Annotated in this window: 16 protein-coding genes; 6 read left to right on the top strand and 10 right to left on the bottom strand. The window is 34.4% G+C overall.

Features of this window, described 5'->3' with window-relative positions; genetic code table 11:
- Window positions 1-8 precede the first annotated feature (8 nt).
- From pheS to ACE3PD_RS07020, 4 genes are all read left to right on the top strand, one after another.
- The gene (pheS, locus tag ACE3PD_RS07035; protein WP_374400920.1) at window positions 9-1,028 is read left to right on the top strand and encodes a phenylalanine--tRNA ligase subunit alpha; all 1,020 of its coding nucleotides are present in this window, start codon (window positions 9-11) and stop codon (window positions 1,026-1,028) included.
- Between the two features lie 49 nt (window positions 1,029-1,077).
- Window positions 1,078-1,485 carry a hypothetical protein gene (locus ACE3PD_RS07030; protein ID WP_374400918.1) on the top strand — a complete coding sequence of 136 codons (408 nt, stop codon included), beginning with the start codon at window positions 1,078-1,080 and terminating at the stop codon, window positions 1,483-1,485.
- A gap of 155 nt (window positions 1,486-1,640) precedes the next feature.
- Window positions 1,641-4,433 (top strand): GH92 family glycosyl hydrolase, encoded by a 2,793-nt coding sequence (locus tag ACE3PD_RS07025; protein WP_374400916.1) that lies wholly within the window; start codon window positions 1,641-1,643, stop codon window positions 4,431-4,433.
- Window positions 4,434-4,484: 51 nt separating this feature from the next.
- Entirely contained in the window at window positions 4,485-5,327 is an 843-nt protein-coding gene (locus tag ACE3PD_RS07020; RefSeq protein WP_374400914.1) for a thioredoxin family protein, read from the top strand.
- 2 nt (window positions 5,328-5,329) lie between these two features.
- Here ACE3PD_RS07020 and ACE3PD_RS07015 read toward each other — a convergent pair whose 3' ends face one another.
- The 9 genes from ACE3PD_RS07015 to ACE3PD_RS06975 all read right to left on the bottom strand — a co-directional run bounded on the left by ACE3PD_RS07015 (window position 5,330) and on the right by ACE3PD_RS06975 (window position 12,839).
- Window positions 5,330-6,307: a TerC family protein gene (locus ACE3PD_RS07015; protein ID WP_231837089.1), complete on the bottom strand. Its 978-nt coding sequence runs from the start codon at window positions 6,305-6,307 to the stop codon at window positions 5,330-5,332.
- 30 nt (window positions 6,308-6,337) lie between these two features.
- Window positions 6,338-7,333 carry an NAD(P)H-dependent glycerol-3-phosphate dehydrogenase gene (locus ACE3PD_RS07010; RefSeq protein WP_374400912.1) on the bottom strand — a complete coding sequence of 332 codons (996 nt, stop codon included), beginning with the start codon at window positions 7,331-7,333 and terminating at the stop codon, window positions 6,338-6,340.
- Window positions 7,334-7,563: 230 nt separating this feature from the next.
- Window positions 7,564-8,730, bottom strand: coding sequence for an iron-containing alcohol dehydrogenase (locus ACE3PD_RS07005; protein ID WP_374400910.1), 1,167 nt, complete (start codon window positions 8,728-8,730; stop codon window positions 7,564-7,566).
- 64 nt (window positions 8,731-8,794) lie between these two features.
- Entirely contained in the window at window positions 8,795-9,343 is a 549-nt protein-coding gene (locus tag ACE3PD_RS07000) for a hypothetical protein (protein ID WP_374400908.1), read from the bottom strand.
- Between the two features lie 13 nt (window positions 9,344-9,356).
- Entirely contained in the window at window positions 9,357-9,938 is a 582-nt protein-coding gene (gene nadD / locus ACE3PD_RS06995) for a nicotinate (nicotinamide) nucleotide adenylyltransferase (protein ID WP_374400906.1), read from the bottom strand.
- Window positions 9,939-10,001: 63 nt separating this feature from the next.
- Window positions 10,002-10,586 carry a guanylate kinase gene (gmk, locus tag ACE3PD_RS06990; protein ID WP_374400904.1) on the bottom strand — a complete coding sequence of 195 codons (585 nt, stop codon included), beginning with the start codon at window positions 10,584-10,586 and terminating at the stop codon, window positions 10,002-10,004.
- Between the two features lie 78 nt (window positions 10,587-10,664).
- Complete coding sequence (locus ACE3PD_RS06985; RefSeq protein WP_374400902.1) at window positions 10,665-11,525, bottom strand: YicC/YloC family endoribonuclease; 861 nt, start codon at window positions 11,523-11,525, stop codon at window positions 10,665-10,667.
- 76 nt (window positions 11,526-11,601) lie between these two features.
- Window positions 11,602-12,489 (bottom strand): DMT family transporter, encoded by an 888-nt coding sequence (locus tag ACE3PD_RS06980; RefSeq protein ID WP_374400898.1) that lies wholly within the window; start codon window positions 12,487-12,489, stop codon window positions 11,602-11,604.
- Window positions 12,489-12,839 carry an arsenate reductase family protein gene (locus ACE3PD_RS06975; RefSeq protein WP_026725142.1) on the bottom strand — a complete coding sequence of 117 codons (351 nt, stop codon included), beginning with the start codon at window positions 12,837-12,839 and terminating at the stop codon, window positions 12,489-12,491. The genes ACE3PD_RS06980 and ACE3PD_RS06975 overlap by 1 nt, the downstream gene beginning before the upstream one ends.
- 79 nt (window positions 12,840-12,918) lie before the next feature.
- On the opposite strand from ACE3PD_RS06975, the gene ACE3PD_RS06970 reads away from it, so the two are divergent.
- Window positions 12,919-13,374: a DinB family protein gene (locus ACE3PD_RS06970; RefSeq protein WP_374400895.1), complete on the top strand. Its 456-nt coding sequence runs from the start codon at window positions 12,919-12,921 to the stop codon at window positions 13,372-13,374.
- A 69-nt stretch (window positions 13,375-13,443) separates the two neighbouring features.
- Window positions 13,444-14,586, top strand: coding sequence for a cystathionine gamma-synthase (locus ACE3PD_RS06965; protein ID WP_374400893.1), 1,143 nt, complete (start codon window positions 13,444-13,446; stop codon window positions 14,584-14,586).
- A gap of 67 nt (window positions 14,587-14,653) precedes the next feature.
- On the opposite strand, the gene ACE3PD_RS06960 is transcribed toward ACE3PD_RS06965, so the two are convergent.
- Window positions 14,654-15,436, bottom strand: coding sequence for a glutamate dehydrogenase (locus ACE3PD_RS06960; RefSeq protein WP_374400891.1), 783 nt, complete (start codon window positions 15,434-15,436; stop codon window positions 14,654-14,656).
- Between the last annotated feature and the right edge of the window lie 235 nt (window positions 15,437-15,671).

Genomic DNA, 15,671 nt, shown 5'->3' with positions numbered 1-15,671 from the left:
AACGAGCGATGACAGAAACGATTAAAGCCCATATTGAAGAAGTAAAAGCTTTTCAAACCGATAATAAAGAACAATTAGAAGCCTTCCGAATCAAGTATTTAGGAAGTAAAGGTTTGTTGAAAGAATTTTTTGCCGAATTCAAAAATGTTCCAAACGAACAAAAGAAAGAATTCGGACAAGTAATCAACGAATTGAAAACTTCGGCAGAAGAAAAGGTAAAAACTATTCAAGACGCTTTAGAAAATAAAGAAGAAGCAAAAGGAATTTATGGCGATACAACTCGTCCGGGAGAAGCGATGAACATTGGTTCGCGTCACCCAATTTCTATTGTAAAAAATCAAATGATTGATATTTTTTCAACCATTGGTTTCAACGTGTCCGAAGGTCCAGAAATCGAAGACGATTGGCACAATTTTACCGCATTAAATTTACCAGAATACCATCCAGCAAGAGATATGCAGGATACGTTTTTCATTCAAACCAATCCTGATGTTTTGTTGCGTACACACACTTCATCAGTACAAGTGCGTTACATGGAAAACAACAAACCGCCGATTCGTACGATTTCTCCAGGAAGGGTTTTCCGTAACGAGGCTGTTTCTTCGCGTTCGCACTGTATTTTCCATCAAGTGGAAGGATTGTATATTGATAAAGACGTTTCCTTTGCCGATTTAAAACAGACGTTGTTGTATTTCACAAAAGAAATGTTCGGAAAATCGAAAATCCGTTTACGTCCATCGTATTTTCCATTTACAGAACCAAGTGCTGAAATCGATATTTATTGGGGATTAAAAACAGAAACCGATTATAGAATCACCAAAGGAACCGGTTGGTTAGAAATTGGCGGTTGCGGAATGGTAGATCCAAACGTATTGAAAAACTGCGGTATCAACCCAGACGAACACACCGGTTTTGCTTTCGGAATGGGAGTGGAGCGTATTGCGATGTTGTTGTACCAAATTGGCGATATCCGTATGTTTTATGAAAACGACGTACGTTTCTTAGAACAATTCAAATCGAGTATATAATTTAAGATAAAGTCTTAATACTTAATTCTTTAATCTTAATACTGTTTCAATGAAAAAAGACATTATCATCCCAAAAGTAGAAGGCGTTCACATTGTAGCTTTTCAAGAATGGAACGACGATTTTATGGAGAATTCTTGGTACGCTTATTTAATAAACGATACCGATGATTTATTGGAAATGGCTATGGTAGTTTCACGCGCTTACGGTTTAATCAATGGCGAAGAACGTAGAACGGGAACATTCCGTCATGCGTTTGCCAAAGTAGAACCCAGAACTGCTGTTAAAGTAGAATTATTAGAAAACAACGTTTTACAATTGAATAACGAATTCATGTTATCGTATTTTGCAAACGGACAATTATACGATAAAACCTTCGTGTTCCGTGTAAACACCATCAACGAAAAAGCTACTGCCGACTTACCAATCATAAACAAAAGAGGAGTTTTCGCAAACTAGATTTTAAAAAACTTACCGCAGATTCGCAGATTAATAATGAAATCTGCGAATCTGCGGTTTTCATTTTTATCTTTTAGATAATCCATAAAATCCGAGTTATCAGTCGTAAAAAAGAAAATATTTTTACCTTTAAGAAATTTTTTCAACACCACAACATGAAACCATTTCTTATCGTTTTAGCCTTATTAACTACAACAATTTCACAAGCACAAGATTTCGCTAAACACGTCAATCCATTTATTGGAACTGGTGGTCACGGACATACTTTTCCTGGAGCAACCGTGCCTTACGGGATGGTGCAACTTTCTCCTGACACTAGAATCGATGGCAGTTGGGATGGCTGTGGCGGTTATCATTATTCCGATAATTTGATTTACGGATTTTCGCACACGCATTTGAATGGAACCGGGGTTTCGGATTATGGAGATATTATGTTGATGCCAACTATGGGTGAACCATCTTTTGATAATAAAATCTATTCCTCTACTTTTTCGCATGCGAATGAAAAAGCTTCCGCTGGATTTTATTCCGTGAAATTAGACAAACACAATATCGATGTACGTTTAACCACTTCAACCCGTGTTGGTTTTCATGAATATACGTTTAATAAAGACGGTCAAGCCAATGTGATTTTAGATTTAAGACATCGTGATAAACTTCTGGAAGGTGAAATTCGATATGTTGACTCAAAAACAATTGAGGTTTTAAGAAGAAGTGAAGCTTGGGCGAGAAATCAATATGTTTACGCTCGAATTGAATTCAGTAAACCATTTAAAGAAATTAAAACAAATAGCGCAAATCATCTGACAGATAATCGAATACTTACAGATTATGCGGGTGCTTATCAATTCAAAGTAAAAAAAGGCGAAAAAATCCTCGTAAAAGTATCACTTTCGCCAACGAGTTATGAAGGAGCTAAATTAAACAGTTCCGAAATTAAACATTGGGATTTCGATAAAGTTCATAAAGATGCTATTGCGGCTTGGAATAAAGAATTATCAAAAATTGAAGTCACGTCTGATGATAAAGACAAGTTAGCGATTTTCTACACGGCTCTGTATCACACGATGATGCAACCGAACATCGCTCAAGATTTAGACGGAAAATACCGCGGTAGAGACAACCAAATTCATGTTGCTGAAGGATTTGATTATTACACGGTGTTCTCGCTTTGGGACACGTTTAGAGGCGCGCATCCGTTGTACACGTTAATCGACAAGAAACGTACTTCGGATTACATCAATACCTTCATAAAACAATACGAACAAGGCGGCAGATTACCCGTTTGGGAATTGGCTTCTAATGAAACCGATTGTATGATTGGTTATCATTCGGTTTCTGTGATTGCAGATGCGATGGCAAAAGGAATAAGAGGTTTCGATTACGAAAAAGCTTTTGAAGCCAGCAAAGCGTCTGCCATGCGCGATGTTTTAGGTTTGGATGCGTACAAGAAAAACGGCTTCATTTCGATAGATGACGAACACGAAAGCGTTTCCAAAACCTTAGAATATGCTTATGATGATTGGTGTATTGCACAAATGGCACAAATTTTAAACAAGCAAGAAGATTACCAATATTTCATGAAACGTTCTCAAAACTGGAAAAACATTTTCGATTGGGAAACCGGTTTTATGCGTCCAAAGAAAAACGGAGGTTGGGACAAACCTTTCGACCCAAGAGAAGTCAATAATAATTTTACCGAAGGAAATTCATGGCAATACTCGTTTTTTGTACCCCAAGATATTGAAGGCATGATTCAAGCGTATGGCGGACCTGAAAAATTTGAAGCCAAGTTAGACGAAATGTTCAACAGTGAAAGTAAAACCACAGGTAGAGAACAAGTCGATGTTACGGGTTTAATCGGACAATATGCGCATGGAAACGAACCAAGTCACCACATGGCGTATTTGTACAATTATGTTGGGAAACCAGAAAAAACGAATGCAAAAGTCAAGTATATTTTAGATAATTTTTACACAAACACACCAGATGGTTTAATTGGAAACGAAGACTGCGGACAAATGAGTGCTTGGTATGTGTTGAGTTCGATGGGGATTTATTCGGTGACCCCTGGACAGCCGAAATGGGATATTAATGAACCTTACTTAGACGCGAAAGTTAGTATCGATGGAAATAAACCAAATTATCTTCACTTACCAAATGCTAGAGGTATTTTGCCACAATTTGGTATGGAAACTATAGATAAAGTAGAGTGTCAATTAATCATTCCAGTTCCAGTAATTCAAGCGGAAAGTAAAGCGTTTAAAGATAATTTGAAGATTGAATTGAAATCTCAAAATTCAGAGGATAAAATTTATTATTGGACTTTTAATCAAGATGGTAAAAATAATATTGTTGGGGTTTCACTCTTGTACAAAAAACCAATTGAAATCACTAAAACGACAACTATTTATACTTTTGTAAAAAATGGAGCTACTGCTAGCGATACCATTTCTGCAACCTTCTTCAAAAAACCAAACGATTACACAATCAACATCAAATCGGTTTACAATCCGCAGTATCATGCGGGTGGTCCAGAAGGGTTGCTAGATGGTATTTTAGGAACCGAAAACTGGAGAAAAGGCGATTGGCAAGGTTACCAGAGTCAAGATTTTGAAGCGGTGGTGGATTTAAAAGAAGTGAAAAGTGTTAGTAAAATTTCAACACGCTTTTTACAGGACCAACGTTCTTGGATTTTAATGCCAACGAAAGTCGAATATTTCATTTCAGAAGACAATGTGAATTTTACGTTTTTCGGTTCGGTAAACAATACGTTTGATCCAAAAATAGAGGAAAATACAATTCTAAATTTCACATCAAACGAAACAAAAGGAAAGAAAGTTCGTTACGTAAAAGTAATCGCTAAAAACTTCGGCAAACTACCAGAATGGCATCAAGGATTTGGTGGCGATGCGTTTATTTTTGTAGACGAAATAACAATTGATTAACAACTCAGCGCTCTTTTTAGTTTTAATTTTACAATTGTAAATAAATGAAACATGAAAAGAGCGCTTTTTTATACTGTATTTTTAATTTTATCGAACACTATTTCGGCTCAAGTTGTTTTTGAACCTTCGTTAAAGGAAGCGTTTAAAAAGGCTAAAGAGCAAAACAAGATTGTTTTTGTCGAATATTACAATTCCGATTGTCCAGTTTGTAAACGTTTAGGCGATTTGCTTAAAAGAGATTCTTTAGTTGCCAATTACTACAATAAAAATTTCATTAATTATGCTATGAACACCAATGGTTCTTTAGCAGAAGATGACAATGTATTTATTTCCGAAGCAAATCTTCATTTTGAAAGCGTTCCAGTGCTTTTATATTTCGATGCGAATAAAAAATTCTTGCATCATAGCGGTGTAAATGTCGAAACCGAACATCTAATAAACGAAGGAAGGAAAGCCAAAAACCCCGATTTTAGAACTTCTGGCTTAAAAGCAAAGTACGAAAAAGGTGATCGAACGGTAAAAACACTTTATGCGTATTGCGATTTACTTTTGGTCAATAAAAATGAAACTTTACTCAAAAAAGTATCTCAAGAACTTTTCGAATCGTTCAAAAAGGAAGAATTACCAACTAAAAAGAGTTACATTGTTTTAAAACAAGTCGTAATTTCTACAGAAAATGGCTTTTTTCAGTATTGGATAAATAATCTGGATAACTTAAAAGACTTTGAAACAGGCTATAAAGCTGGAACCGAAAAATCTTATCTGGAAAAAATCGTTCTAAAAGAATTGAATGATAACACTATTAAAAGTTGGGACGCATCCAAAAAAGATAAATTCAAAGATTACATTTTGAAGTTAAAAATTACGGATAATCCAGAAGTGTATTTTGAATAGTATTAATCTTTATCAGGGAACAACAAAGAAGCGATTACAGACAAGATTAAAGCTCCACCAACAACAGACAATGATAAACTCGTTGGAACGTGGTAAAACGGAGCTATAATCATTTTAGTTCCGATAAAAGCTAATATAAATCCTAATCCATATTTCAATTTACTGAACATATACATAAAGTTCGCTAAAAGGAAATACAACGAACGCAATCCTAAAATCGCAAAAATATTCGATGTGTACAAAATGAACGGATCATCAGGAGCAATAGCAAAAATTGCTGGAATACTATCAATCGCAAATAATAAATCGGTAAACTCAACGATTGCAACCACTACAAACAAAGGTGTTGCTACTTTAAGTCCGTTTTCAATAGTAAAGAATTTATCGCCATCATATTGATGGGTTACATTGAAAAATTTATACACAAATCGCGCACCAGGGCTTTTAGTAAAATCCTTACTTCCTTCATCTTCTTCCTGACTTAATGCCGATTTAATTCCGGCAACAATCAAAATAATTCCGAAAAGTGTTAACAAGTAATTGATTTTAACCATGTGTCCAAAAAGCTCCATTTCTGGTAAATAGGTATAATTCAGTAACCAAACACCCGCAAAAATGAAAATTGCTCTAAAAACCAAAGCTCCAATCACACCCCAAAATAACACTTTGTGTTGGGCTTCTTTTGCTACGTTGAAATAACCAAAAACTAAAATAAAAACAAATAAATTATCTACCGAAAGTGCTTTTTCAATCCAGTATGCGCCTTGAAATTGCATGAATTTTTCGGCTCCCATGTAGTGATAAATAATACCACTGAATCCCATGGCTAAAGAAATCCAAATTACCGACCAAATAGCCGCTTCACGATTGGAAATCACGTGACCTTTTTTGTTTAAAACACCTAAATCTAATACCAACATAGCAATGATGGTAATGGTAAAAGCCGTAATAATTCCTGGATGATCAATTAAATGATCAATTGCACCTGTTTTTAGTGAAAATAGCATGGATTAATTTAATTTTTCTGTTAATGCCTTGAAAACGGTTTTTGCGTCTTTGTTTTCGTATAAAATTTTGTAAACAGCGTCGATAATTGGAGTATCAGCACCGTATTCTTGATTTAATTTGTAAGCACTTTTTACAGCATAATAGCCTTCGGCAACCATACTCATTTCCATTTGTGCTGATTTTACGGTGTAGCCTTTTCCAATCATGTTTCCGAACATTCTATTTCGAGAAAAAACAGAATATCCTGTTACCAATAAATCGCCTAGATAAGCCGAATTATTAATGTTTCGCTTCATTTTATGCACTTTACGAATGAATTTCTTCATTTCGCGAATACCGTTACTCATCAAAACCGCTTGAAAGTTATCGCCATAGCCTAAACCATGAGCAATTCCGGCTGCAATTGCGTAAATATTTTTTAAAACGGCTGCATATTCGGTTCCAATAATATCATCTGAAGTTTTAGCTTTGATGTAGTGCGAACTCAGATTTTTAGCTACGAATTTGGCTTTTTTCTTATCGCTACAAGCAATTGTTAGGTACGATAAACGTTCCATTGCTACTTCTTCCGCATGACATGGACCTGTGATAACGCCAATGTTTTCAAATGGAATATCGTATTTGGTATGAAAATGTTCTCCAACAATTAAGCTCGATTCAGGAACAATTCCTTTAATGGCTGAAAAAATGATTTTTCCTTTCAAACTTTCAGTTAAACTTTCCAATTCTTTGCTCAAAAAAGCTGACGGAACCACAAAAATAACGTAATCAGCATAAGCCACCGCTTCGTTGATATCGTTGGTAAGTTTTAATTTATTGGTGTCAAACGCAACCGAACTCAAGTAGTTTGGATTGTGTTTTTGATGTTTTAAATGCTCAATAGCATAAGTACTTCGCATGTACCAAGCAATTTCGTCTTGATTTTCACAAAGCATTTTCGCAATTGCAGTAGCCCAACTTCCTCCTCCAATGACGGCAAATTTTGGCTTTTTTTCCATTTTACGATTTAATTTAGAACATCAAAAATAGGCATTTAAAAAGGATTTACAAAAAACGTTTGCGAAACTCTTTTTAATGTTGCATTTAAACACGGATTCCACGAATTAACACCAATTTTCTTTACTTTTTTTGAAGTTTTTTTGGAAAAGCTTCATAATCTTTGCGAAAGACTTCAAAGCTTTGCGTTAAAAATTATTTGTGTTAATTCGTGAAATTTATGTTTTATTTTTTAATAACTCATTTCTACAATAGCTCTCACTTTTTCAAGTGTGATGTTTTGCTTTTCACCCATGGCTTTCCAACCTCTTTCTTCGAAACGATTTACGATGAAATCAGCTGTTTTTTCGATGTTTTCTGCGTTTTCAGAAATTTTGGTTTTCATGCCCATTTTGTGGAAGAACTCAACCGTTTTTTCAATCGCTTTTTCTGCAATTTCTTCCGTTGAATTGCCTTGAATGTTCCAAACGCGTTGCCCGTATTGTGCTAATTTCTCTTTTTTCGTATCGAACATGACGCGGTACAAGTTAGGTCCAATAATAGCCAAGGTTCTTGCATGATCAATTTCGTATAAAGCGGTTAATTCATGACCAATCATGTGTGTTGCCCAATCCGAAGGAACTCCTTTTTGAATTAAGCCATTCAATGCCATAGTAGCACTCCAAACAAAGTTAGAAGCCAATTTATAATCACTCGGATTTTCTACAACATCTGGACCAATTTCAATTAGCGTTTGTAAAATACTTTCTGAAATTCGGTCTTGTAATAAAGCATCGTGAGTATATGTTAGATATTGTTCCATAACGTGTGTGAACGCATCCACAACACCGTTTTGTAACTGTCTTTTTGGTAACGAAGTAATTACAGTTGGATCTACAATTGAGAATACTGGAAATAAAGCACTTCCGCCTAATGTTAGTTTTTCTTGCGTAGCTTCAATCGTAACCACAGCACCTGAATTCATTTCCGAACCGGTTGCTGGTAAAGTTAAAACCGTTCCAAAAGGAATAACTTTAGCAACATCTTTGAATAAAATACGTTTTTTCAAGATATCGGCTTCGTCACCTTCAAAATTAACGGCAGCCGAAATAAATTTCACGCCATCAATCACGCTTCCGCCACCAACAGCTAAGATGAAACCAATTTTTTCAGCACGGATAATTGCAACGGCTTTCATTAAAGTTTCAAAACGAGGATTTGGTTCAATGCCACCAAATTCTACGATATCGTGATTTGGTAAAGCGTTTTTGACTTGGTCATAAACGCCATTTTTGAAGATACTTCCACCACCATAAGCGATAAGAATTTTAGTATCTGAAGGAACTAAATCAGTTAGTTTAGCAATTTGTCCTTTTCCAAAGACATAATTTACCGGATTGTATAATTCGAAGTTTAGCATAACATTTTATTTTTTAAGAATACAAAGTTACGCAATGGGATTGGGAACGAATGGTAAAGGAATGTTAAGAGATGGTTTTATTAGTTTCAAACTTTTCCTTGAAGTAATTCAAATTTTTTAGAATTTCATCTTTATCACTTTGAAAACTAAACAAACTATAAACTTTTTTACCTTTTGATTTTGAAAAAATTATCAGTTCATAGTAAGTAATATATTTATTTGGTTTTACTAACGCGCCAAAATCATATATATCATCCCATTCAAATTTGATATTTTCGATTTCAAAACCAGACAGGTTAATTTTTATCAACTTACTTTTTTTGAATTTTAAATAAACAAGATTTGCAATCATTACAATTCCTGAAAAGATTAAAATTGGAATAAAATTATCACTGTCTTTAAATCTCAAACATATTAAAACAATTGCTAATCCAATTATTATTAATGTTCCATTATTTGATTTTTTTGTATCAAAAATAATTTCTTCTTTTTCAGTTGTTGAAACACCAAATTCAGTTGAACGCAAAAAGTAATCTTTATTGAAAAGTTTGTCCTTTATTGAGTTACCTTTTTTGGGTAAATTTTCGATTTGTTTTTCAAAATCAGTATTCATATTCTATTTAAGTTTACTTCTTATAAAACAAATTATGTTCCACATATTCCCAAACTTTATTGGGTAACAACGGAACCACATTTTTACCTTTTTTAATGCTTTCGCGAATGAAGGTTGAGGATAATTCTATTACAGGCGCGCCAACTCTGTGAATTTTTTCATGATTGATAAATTGCTCGTCAATTTCTCCTGAATTTAGTCTCGGGTAGACATAAATATCGTGGTTTTGTAAAATGACTTCGTAGTTTTTCCATTTGTGAAGCGAGTTCAAATTGTCTTCGCCCATGATTAACGAAAATTCGTTTTTTGGAAACTTTTCTTGTAAATGCGCTAAGGTAATTACGGTATAATTCGGTTGCGGTAATTTGAATTCGATATCCGAAGGTTGGATTTTCGGATAATCTTCCGTCGCCAAATGCACCATGTGCAAACGATGGTAATCATCTAACAACGAACTTTTCTGCTTGTGTGGATTATGAGGCGTAACCACCATCCAAATTTGATCCAAATCAGAATATTCCGCCATGTGATTGGCAATGATTAAATGCCCAATGTGAATGGGATTAAAAGTTCCGAAATATAGACCTATTTTCATTTTCAAACACTAATTTCACAAATTATCACGAATTCAAAATAATTAAATCTCACAAAATTTGTGCTAATTCGTGGAATTCGTATTGATGAATTTTTTTACTAACTGATACGCTTCTTCTTTTGCCACATCTAAATCATAATTTTTGATTATGGTGTCAAATTGTGGTGCGGTGGCTAATTCTACGTGGGCTTTTGCAATTCGCATGTTGATTTTGTCATCGCTTTCTGTAGAACGTTGTTTTAGGCGGCGTTTTAATTCGTCAACGCTTGGTGGTTTTACGAAAACTGCTAAGGTTTCGTTAGGAAATTTGCTTTTAATACGCAATCCACCCGCTACATCAATATCAAAAATTACGTGTTTTCCTAAAGCCCAGATGCGTTCTACTTCGGTTTTTAAAGTGCCGTAGAAATTATCGGTATATACTTCTTCCCATTCCACGAAATCTTCCGCTTTAATGTGCTTTTTGAATTCGTCCCAAGAAATGAAATAATAATCTTTTCCATCCACTTCTTCACCACGAGGCGCACGCGTAGTACACGAAATTGAAAATTCTAAATTCAAATCGGGTTGGGCTAATAAATGTCTTACTATAGTGGTTTTTCCTGATCCTGATGGTGCAGAGAATACTAATAATTTTCCTTTTTGCATTGTGTTGTTGTTTTTGCCATGGATTAATGGATTATAACGATTTTAATCCGTGAAAATTTGTGTAATCTGTGGCTTAAACTATAAAACGTTTAATACCTGTTCTTTGATTTTTTCCAATTCATCTTTCATCATTACCACCAATTTTTGCATTTCGGTATGATTCGATTTTGAACCCATGGTATTGATTTCTCTTCCCATTTCTTGGGTGATAAATCCTAATTTTCTTCCGTTGGCTTCTTTACCATTTAGCGTTTCTAAGAAATAGTTCAAATGGTTGCCCAGACGTACTTTTTCTTCAGTAATGTCGTATTTTTCTAGATAAAAAATCAATTCTTGCTCGAAACGATTTTCATCTACATTGATTTTTAATTCATCTAAAGCAGTGCGCAAACGTGTTTTTACGGTTTCAATGCGTTCGGCATCGTAAGAAACCGCTTCGTTCATTAATTTTTCGATGTTGGCAATTCTTAATTGGAATTCTTTTTCCAAAGAAGCACCTTCATCTTTTCTAAAGTTAGTGATATTTTCTAACGCTTCATCAATCACGGTTTGGATTTGTTTCCATTCGTTTTCATCGATTTCGTCGCGCTCGGTTTTTAAAGCATCGGGCATACGAACTGCCATTTTCATTAATTCTGTTTCATCTGCATTTGGAATAACAGCTTTCATTTGGTTAATGTACCCTTTCACAATCGGCACATTGATTTTTGAAGTCGTTTCTTCGCCAGTTACTTCTACATAAAACGAAAAATCAACCTTTCCGCGTTCTAAACGTTGCGAAATTTGATTGCGTAAACCCAATTCCATTTCACGAAAAACCGATGGCATTCGAGTATTTAAGTCTAAACCTTTACTGTTTAGCGATTTGATTTCTACGGTAATTTTTTTGGTTGGTAATTGCAAAGAAGCTTTCCCAAAACCCGTCATAGAGTGTATCATACGTTATAAAAATGTCTTCAAAGATAAGAAAAAGTGTTCAGTCTTCAGTTTTTAGTCTTCAGTATTGGAAATCTGATTAAGAAGTAGATTTCTTTTGGGTAACCAAATAAACCCCAACAAATATCAACACAGCTGAAATCAATTTCACTAAACTTAAATCATCTTTTCCTAAACTTACAGCGAAAATAGTCGCAAAAAGGGGTTGTAAATAGATGAAAACCGCAACGGTTGTAGGTTTTAATTCGCGCATGGAGACTAAATTCAGCAAATAGGTTAAGAAAGTCGAGAACACGACTACAAACCCAATTTTCCAGATAATATCCGTTGGTAAATTCGCAAAATCTACGGCTTGAAATTCGCCCCAACCAAAAGGCAACACCATCAAAAAACCAAAAGTGTAAATCCACTTTACGAAGGTGAAGGCGTTGTATTTATCCATTAATTTCTTTACGATGATGAGGTAAAATCCATAAGAAACCGCATTTACGAAAACCAATAAATTCCCTAAACTCGCATTTGTAGCATTTACCAATGATTTTCCGTAAAGAATTAAAGTTATCGTTCCAGCTAAGCCTAAGATGATTCCTAACACTTTTCGGTTTTCCATCCGTTCTTTCATGATGAATGCGGATAAAACCAGGACAATCATCGGTGTAGTAACCATTAAAACGGCTCCCATAATGGGTGAAGTGTAACTCAATCCTTTGAAAAAAGTTAGCATGTTGAAAGCTACGCCGAAGAAAGCAGCGGCAATAATTCGAGGAAAATCTTCTTTAGCGATTTTTTCTTTGGGACCAAAAAATGAAATCAACCAAAATAATAAAACCGAACCACCAACACGCATCACGATAAATCCGAAAGCATCGACATATTTTGGCATTACGTCTTTAGCAATCGTAAAAGTTACGCCGTAAATAATGGAAACTAAGGTAGCGGCAACTAATGCCCAACTTCTTTTTGACATTAGCTTAAAACGGTAATTACTTCGTGAATGTTTTTTGGACTATTTCCGATGTAAATCTTCCCATCAATTATAAAAACTGGGCGGCTCAAAAACGTGTAATGTTCTAAAAGATATTTTTTGAAATCGGCTTCAGTTAGATTTTTATCTTTTAAACCTAATGATTTATACAATTGAGCTTTTTTACTGAAAAGCGCTTCATAACTTCCTGAAAGTTGATACATTTCTTCCAAATCGCTTTCCGAAATTGGATTTTGGCGAATATCGATAAACGTTAATTTATCAGAATTGGGTAACGATTTGATGATTTTTCGGCACGTATCACACGAGGCCAAATAGTATATTTTGTTCATTTTGTTGTTTTTCAATTTCTGATGCAAAAATACAGCCTTTTGAATTCTAAAAATCAGTAATTTTATAAAAAAATTAGTTATGGACGCAACTTTTAGAATTTGGGAAACCAGCCGCGGATTATACAAGAATTTTTTAGATAGTTATTCATTAGAGCAACTGAATACAATTCCACAAGGAATGAGCAATAATTTAATTTGGAACATTGGTCACGTTATTGTGTCTCAACAGAAATTGGTTTACGCTTTATCAGGTTTACCGATGAATATTTCGGATTCTCTTTTTGAAAAATACCAAAACGGTTCGCGACCAGATGGAAAAACTCCACAAACTGAGGTTGATGAAATCAAGAAATTACTATCAGAAATGGTTGAAAAAACGAAAGCTGATTTTAAAGCTGGAATTTTCAAAGAATTTCATCCGTATCAAACCAAAACGGGATTTCATTTGGGAACATTGAAAGAAGCTGTGGAATTTAACAATTATCACGAAGGCATTCATTTGGGAATTATGATGTCGATTAAAAAATATATTTAGCGAATTGTTAACGATTCAAAAAGCAGCATCAAACAACTTTTATTTACCTTTGTAAAAATTTTTTAAAAGATGAAATTCAATACAAAAACGATACATGGTGGGCAACATCATGAAAAAGTAACGGGAGCTGTAATGCCTCCAGTATTTCAAACTTCGACTTATGTACAATCAAGTCCAGGGAAACCAATTGGCGATTACGAGTACAGTAGAGCAGCAAATCCAACAAGAACCGCTTTAGAAGACGCTTTAGCAAGTATCGAAAACGGAGCAAGAGGTTTAGCTTTTTCTTCGGGATTAGCAGCAACCGATTGTTTGTTACGTATGTTTAAAGCAGGTGACGAAATCATCGCTATGGACGATTTGTACGGTGGAACTTATAGATTATTCACAAGATTATATAAAGATAGTGGGATCAAATTTCATTTTGTGGATATGAATGATTTGGAGAAATTCCAATCGTTAATCAATGAAAACACAAAATTGGTTTGGGTAGAAACACCAACAAATCCATTAATGAAATTAGCGGATATTGCTGCGATTGCTCAAATTACAAAAAAGCACAATATTCTGTTCGCTGTTGATAACACTTTTGCGACACCATATTTACAAAAACCATTAGATTTAGATGCTGATATTGTAATGCATTCAGCAACTAAATATTTAGGAGGTCACTCTGATGTTATTGCTGGAGCATTGATTATTAAAGATAAAGCGTTAGGCGAAGAATTACACTTCAAACAATTCGCAACAGGAGCTACATTAGGACCAATGGATTCTTTCTTAGTTTTAAGAGGAATCAAAACATTGCATTTACGCGTACAACGTCATTGCGAAAATGGTGAAAAAGTAGCAGCATATTTAGATAATCATCCTTTAGTAGAAAGAGTATATTATCCAGGATTAGCTTCGCATCCATTTCATGAAATTGCTAAAAAGCAAATGAGTGGTTTTGGAGGAATGGTAACCTTTACTTTCAAATCAGGTAAAAAAGAAGATGCGATTAAATTTTTAGAGAATTTAAAAGTATTCACTTTGGCTGAATCATTAGGTGGAGTTGAATCGTTAGCAAATCATCCAGCTTTAATGACGCACGCATCTATTCCAGAAGATAAAAGAAAAGAAGTAGGTATTTCAGATGATTTAGTTCGTTTAAGCGTAGGAATTGAAGATATCGAAGATTTATTAGCCGATTTAGAACAAGCTTTTAAATAACAGAAACAACTAAAAACAAAAAATCCCGATTCAAACGAATCGGGATTTTTTTATGTTGTAAAATATATTAATCTAAATAATAAATGTATCCGAAGTGAAACCATAAGTTCCAATCGTTAGCTTTATTTTCTTTCCAAAGGTCTGGATTTTTATTTAAACCATCAACCCAGTCAGAAAAGTAGTACTGCCATCTTAATTCAAAAAATAAATCCGAAAGTTCAGTTAACTTGTAGCGAGTACCTACTGAAGAAACAACAGACCAAGTACTTCCTCCTTCAGATGAAAAACCATCTGGTAAATATCTAGGATAAACATTGTTTGGATTTCCTAATCCTCCTGGTAATGTTGAATACGTATTGTTGTCAAAAAATGAGTAATGTGCTCCAAGACCAATAAATGGTGCCCAAGATCCATCAGTTGCTGTGAACTCACGAATACTTAATGGAAAGTATTCTAATTGCATACCCACATCTGTAACCTTAGCTTCTCCTTTCATTGCTCGAAGTTGAGCACCAGCAAGAGTTTGTTTGTCTGCAAATTCACCAAAATGTTCTAATTTTGTACTGTTGTAAGATAACTCAGAACGAACTTTAAAGTGGTCGTTGAAATAAGTTTCTGGAGTGTAACAGTTACATTCTGCACGATAAGCAAAATTCATATAGTGTACTAATCCAACACCAATCCCTGTGTTTCCTGCATTAGTTTTAAAATCATGTCTTACACCAAAATCAGATTGAAAAGCAACGCCTCCTATAAAAGCCCCAACTTCGTGTGAAAAACCGAATTGAGCATTCATCGAAAAATTTGCTCCTAAAAGCAATATTAGTAGGTATTTAATTTTTTTAGTCATCGCTAAAATTTTTCCATTATCTGACAAATATATAAAAACTAACTTCACTTCAAAAAAAAAAGAATGTTTTTCTTGTATAAAAATATATATAAGTACCCGTTGGGTGTAATTATTTGAGAGAAAAAAGAGAGAATTTAGTAAAAAAAAATGGTTTAGATATTGTTCAAGATACTGAAATTCAGTATCTTGATGTCGCCAAACAAAACAATATCTATGTCAAATATAGTAAAAAATT

The organism is Flavobacterium sp. (assembly GCF_041911335.1).
Lineage (GTDB): Bacteria > Bacteroidota > Bacteroidia > Flavobacteriales > Flavobacteriaceae > Flavobacterium.
Note: the sequence above shows the minus strand (reverse complement) of the source record. Positions and strands in the feature narration are given on the sequence as shown.